At 44.7% G+C, this 893-nt stretch carries 2 protein-coding genes; both read left to right on the top strand.

Going from position 1 to position 893, the window contains the following annotated elements:
• On the top strand, positions 1-176 hold a 176-nt coding region (locus tag B7C60_RS19635; RefSeq protein ID WP_245869677.1), incomplete at its 5' end, for a putative ATP-dependent zinc protease.
• 17 nt (positions 177-193) lie between these two features.
• On the top strand, positions 194-893 hold a 700-nt coding region (locus tag B7C60_RS19630; RefSeq protein ID WP_245869533.1), incomplete at its 3' end, for a UUP1 family membrane protein.

The following is an 893-nucleotide window of genomic DNA, read 5'->3' as shown; positions in this document are numbered from 1 at the left end:
AGCGTCGTCCCGTCGTTGAATTATGGGTAAAACTGGGTGCAATTCATGAAAAAGCACAATTTACACTGGCTGACCGTTCGCAAATGAGCCATCCAATTCTACTCGGTAGAGAGTTTATCCGTGACATTGCGGTCGTGGATGTGAGTCGGAAATACATTCAGACAGAAACAAAATAAAATACATAAGGTCAGTTATGACATCACGAGTTCCATTCTATTTATCCATTTTCTTGCTGGTTGCGGTCGGTATTACCTTAAGTATGATACGCCACCAAAGTTATGGCGTACCTTGGACACCGGGAGAAACCCGCCAAGTATGGGATATTGAAGCGCGTATTGAGTTTAATGCCCAAGGAAAAGAAGTTAAAGTTTCCCTAGCCGCGCCTCATACACAAGATGGTTTTACCTTAGTGGGCGAAAATGCTTCCTCGCCCGGTTATGGTATTTCTTACATTAGCACCGATAGCGGGCGACGTGCCGAGTGGTCTATCCGTCAAGCCAGTGGGCCACAAACCATTTACTATAAGGCGCAATTTTTAGTCGACCCGCAAGCGAAAAGTACGCCGATTCCTCCGGTTCAAACGCTCAACAAACCCACCTTTGATGGGCCAGAAGAAATCGCAGCGATTGCGCTCATTGAGCAGGCAAATCGTCATTCTGCCGATGAAGTTACTTTTACTCGTGAGCTAATAAAAACGCTCAATGACAGCGAAAACCAAAATGCCGCTTTACTTTTGAATAAAATGAGTAAAGTCGAAGCGGCACAAAAATTACTCTCTTACCAGCATATTGCTAATAAAGTAGTCGGCGTGATTAAGCTAGAAGATGGTCGTCGTCGTCAGTCCATTCAACATATGAATCAAGTCTGGGATGGGGGGAAATGGGTTTTATTCA

Source organism: Vibrio fujianensis (assembly GCF_002749895.1).
Classification (GTDB): domain Bacteria; phylum Pseudomonadota; class Gammaproteobacteria; order Enterobacterales; family Vibrionaceae; genus Vibrio; species Vibrio fujianensis.
The sequence above is the reverse complement of the archived record's forward strand: the minus strand, read 5'-3'. Positions and strand labels throughout refer to the sequence as shown.